1 protein-coding gene is annotated in these 291 nt (G+C 69.1%); it reads left to right on the top strand.

Annotated features, from left to right (window positions below; all coding sequences use genetic code 11):
* Positions 1-291: AMP-binding protein (locus JHD77_RS32060; RefSeq protein ID WP_199506581.1), on the top strand; the 291-nt coding region annotated here is incomplete at both ends.

Raw genomic sequence — 291 nt, 5'->3', positions numbered from 1 at the left:
GCAACCTGCTGGAGGCGATCTGTCGCGAGCCGGCGCGTCGTGTTGGCGAGTTGCCGCTATTGGATCGTTCCGAGCGGGACCTGCTACTGGCGCGCTGGGACCAGACCGGTGAGGACTATCCGAGCCGGCCGTTCGTCCACCAGTTGGTCGCGGAGCAGGCGCGTCGAGCGCCGGAGGCGATTGCGGTGCTGTTCGGCGAGCAGCGGCTGAGCTATGGCGAACTCGACAGCCAGGCCAACCGCCTGGCCCAGCGCCTGGTGGAACTGGGTGTGGGTCCGGAGGTGCGGGTGG

The organism is Pseudomonas sp. P20 (genome assembly GCF_016463925.1).
GTDB lineage: Bacteria > Pseudomonadota > Gammaproteobacteria > Pseudomonadales > Pseudomonadaceae > Pseudomonas > Pseudomonas aeruginosa.
The sequence above is the reverse complement of the archived record's forward strand: the minus strand, read 5'-3'. Positions and strand labels throughout refer to the sequence as shown.